Annotated in this window: 2 protein-coding genes; both read left to right on the forward strand. The window is 73.0% G+C overall.

The window, feature by feature from the left end:
* Window positions 1-586: 586 nt before the first annotated feature.
* Window positions 587-1,981 (forward strand): maltokinase N-terminal cap-like domain-containing protein, encoded by a 1,395-nt coding sequence (locus WN71_RS37055; RefSeq protein ID WP_071369930.1) that lies wholly within the window; start codon window positions 587-589, stop codon window positions 1,979-1,981.
* Window positions 1,982-2,012: 31 nt separating this feature from the next.
* Window positions 2,013-3,510 (forward strand): GlgB N-terminal domain-containing protein (locus tag WN71_RS37060; RefSeq protein WP_240529894.1); only part of this gene is annotated, 1,498 nt, incomplete at its 3' end.

The raw sequence follows: 3,510 nt of genomic DNA on the forward strand, positions 1-3,510 counted from the left end.
CGCGGGCCACGGCTTCTACTGGTTCCGGCTCCGCAGGGACGCGGCCTGAGAGTCGCCTGGAACCCGGCCGGGGTTCCAGGCGCCGAGGCGCACACACCGGGGCGCGGCGCTCCGGGTCGCCGGCCCGCCCCGCCGCGCCCTCACCGCACCTCCACCCCTGTGAGCTACACAATTCCTTCACACCCTTCCCAGGATGCTCACAAGTCCTCTAACCTGATCTTGGTCATTCGACGGAGCCGGACTTCACGGCGGCCTTCGTCGGCCTCGGTCGTCCCGTGCCGGACGCGGGGCATCCCCATGACCGGCGCAGGGGAACCCGCTACCCCTATGGCGAGTTCCCCTGCGCCCTTTCGACGGCTCGCCCCCGCCCCGCACGAGCGGACCTCGACCGATCCTGGTCGGTACCGCCGCAAGGGTGTCCCTGTCTGGTTCTGGAGCCGGACTGTGGACACCCTTGTGTCATGTAGGCAGAAAATGCACGGGAGTCACTCGGCCGAAGGCCCCCCCGCTCGAGAGGGTTTCCCCCGCTCCGCCCGGGGCACGCAACACATCACACCGCGACCGTCCCCGGAAAGGACGCGACGCCATGTCGGAAGCCCTCGCGCACTCCGTCACCACCAGCGGCACCGGCCTCCTGGCGTCGTTGGATCCCCTGTTGCGGGAGTGGCTGCCGCGACAACGGTGGTTCGCGGGGAAGGGGCGGCCGGTCACCGGGTTCTCGCTCGTCGCGGCCACCGAACTGCTGCCGGCCGGCGGCAAGCTCGGCCTGCACCACCTTCTGGTCCGGGCCCAGCAGCCGCCCGCCGTGGGCGCCCCGGCAGGGCCAGGCGACTGCTACCAACTACTCATAGGCGAGCGCGAGGCGCTGCCGCCCCGGCTGGCGCCCGCGCTGATCGGACATGTCCCCGAGGGCCCCCTCGCCGGACACACCGTGTACGACGCTCTGTACGACCCCCGGCCCGCCGAGGTGCTCCTGGAGGCGCTGCGCGCCCGGGCCCGCATCGGCGGGCTGCGTTTCGAACGCGATCCGCGGCAGGAGATCCGCGAGGGCCTCGTGCCCCGGCTGATCACCGGGGAACAGTCGAACTCGTCCGTCGTCTACGGCGACCGGCTCATCTGGAAGCTGCTGCGCCGGGTCGTCCCCGGCACCAACCCCGACCTGGAACTGCCGCTGGCCCTGGCCCGCGCGGGCTGCGCCCGGGTGCCCGCGCCGACAGCCTGGCTCACGGCCGAGGCCGACGCCCCGGAGCCGTACGTCCTCGGCGTGCTCCAGCCCTTCGTGCAGGGCGCGGCCGACGGCTGGGAGCTGGCGCTGCGCGAGCTGGCCAAGGGCGAGGACTTCACCGCCGAGGCACGCGCCCTCGGCCGCGCCACCGCCGAGGTGCACACCGCGCTCGCCCGCGCGCTGCCCACGGTCACGCTCGGCCACGCCCAGATGCGGCTGCTGACCGACGGCATGACCGAGCGGCTGGAGGCGGCCGCGCAGGCGGTGCCCGCGCTGCACCCCTTCGTGCCCGGCCTGTACTCCGCCTTCGAGGCGCTGGCCGACCTGGCCGCCGAGGGCACGACCTGGACGGCCCAGCGCAGCCACGGCGACCTCCACCTCGGGCAGTGCCTGCGCGCGCCCTCCGGCGAGTGGATGCTGATCGACTTCGAGGGCGAACCCTCGAAGCCGCTGGCCGAGCGGCGGATGCCGCAGCCGGTGGCACGCGATGTCGCGGGGATGCTCCGTTCCTTCGACTACGCGGCGCACTCCGCGGGCACCGGGGGCGGCCGGTGGGCGTCCGCCTGCCGGGCCGCCTACTGCTCCGGCTACGCGGAGGCCGGCGGCCGCGACCCGCGCACCGATCCCGTACTGCTGCGGGCCTACGAGACGGACAAGGCCGTCTACGAGGTGGTCTACGAGGCCCGGCACCGCCCCGACTGGCTGCCCGTCCCGCTCGCCGCGGTGCGCAGGCTGGCCACCACCGACCTGATCTGACCTCACATTCTTCGCCGAGGAGGCGCCGCACGTGACCCCCCGTACTCCGTCCAGTGGCCCGGAACCGCAGCTCCCGGCCGAGGAGACGAGCACAGCGAAGCCGAGCACGGTGAAACCGAGCACAACGAGCACACCGAGCACAACGAGCGCAGCGAAACCGAAGAAGGCGGACCCGTCGAAGAAGGCGGCCTCGGTGAAGAAGGCCGCGGCCGAGAAGGCCGTCGCGAAGAAGGCCGGCACGAAGAAGGCCGCGGCCAAGAAGGCGGTGGCCAAGAAGGCCGCTCCGGTGAAGGCGAAGAAGACGGCCGCCAAGGCCGTCGCCAAGGCCGTCGTCGAGGACGCCGTCGCACCCGAGGACGCCGTCCCGGAGATCGCCGTCTCCCCCGCCCTCGGCGCCGGCGACCGCGAGCGGCTGCTGCGCGGCGAGCATCACGACCCGCACTCCGTGCTCGGCGCCCACCCGGTGCCCGGCGGGGTCGCCTTCCGGGCGTTCCGGCCGTACGCCCTCGCCGTGACCGTCGTCGCCGGGGAGCTGCGCGCCGAACTGCACGACGACGGCGACGGGTTCTTCTCCGGGCTGCTGCCGCTGCGGGAGGTGCCCGGCCACCGGCTGCTGGTGACGTACGAGGGAACCGTCCACGACACCGCCGACGCCTACGCGATGCTGCCCACGTTGGGCGAGCTGGACCTGCATCTGATCGGCGAGGGGCGGCACGAGCAGCTGTGGCAGGTGCTCGGCGCGCATCCGACGACCCACCAGGGCGTGACCGGCACCCGCTTCTCCGTGTGGGCGCCGAACGCCCGGGGCGTCCGCGTCTGCGGCACCTTCAACTTCTGGGACGGCACCGGGTTCCCGATGCGTTCGCTGGGCTCCTCCGGGGTGTGGGAGCTGTTCGTGCCGGGGATCGGCGAGGGCGAGCTGTACAAGTTCGAGATCACCCGCCCGGACGGCTCGAAGACGCAGCGCGCCGACCCGATGGCGCGGCGCACCGAGGCACCGCCCGCCACCTCCTCGGTGGTGACCGCCTCCACGTACGCGTGGCAGGACGCGCAGTGGCTGGCCCGCCGCGCGGACGCCCCGGCCCACGAGTCGGCGTTCTCCGTGTACGAGGTGCATCTGCCGTCCTGGCGGCCGGGACTGACGTACCGTCAACTCGCCGACCAACTCCCCGCGTACGTGAAGGACCTGGGCTTCACGCACGTCGAGCTGATGCCGGTCGCCGAGCATCCCTTCGGCGGCTCCTGGGGCTACCAGGTCACCGGCTTCTACGCCCCGACCGCCCGCCTCGGCACCCCGGACGACTTCAGGTACCTGGTGGACGCGCTGCACCGCGCCGGGATCGGTGTGCTGATGGACTGGGTGCCGGCCCACTTCCCGCGCGACGAGTGGGCGCTCGCCGAGTTCGACGGGCGGCCGCTGTACGAGCACGAGGACCCGCTGCGCGCCGCCCATCCCGACTGGGGCACGCTGGAGTTCGACTTCGGCCGCCGTGAGGTCCGCAACTTCCTGGTCGCCAACGCGGTGTACT

Origin of the sequence: Streptomyces mangrovisoli (genome assembly GCF_000974985.2) — a bacterium.
Lineage (GTDB): Bacteria > Actinomycetota > Actinomycetes > Streptomycetales > Streptomycetaceae > Streptomyces > Streptomyces mangrovisoli.

Excerpts from the sequence above, each read along its gene's own strand:
- WN71_RS37055 (WP_071369930.1), top strand. The coding sequence starts at position 587 with ATGTCGGAAGCCCTCGCGCACTCCGTCACCACCAGCGGCACCGGCCTC.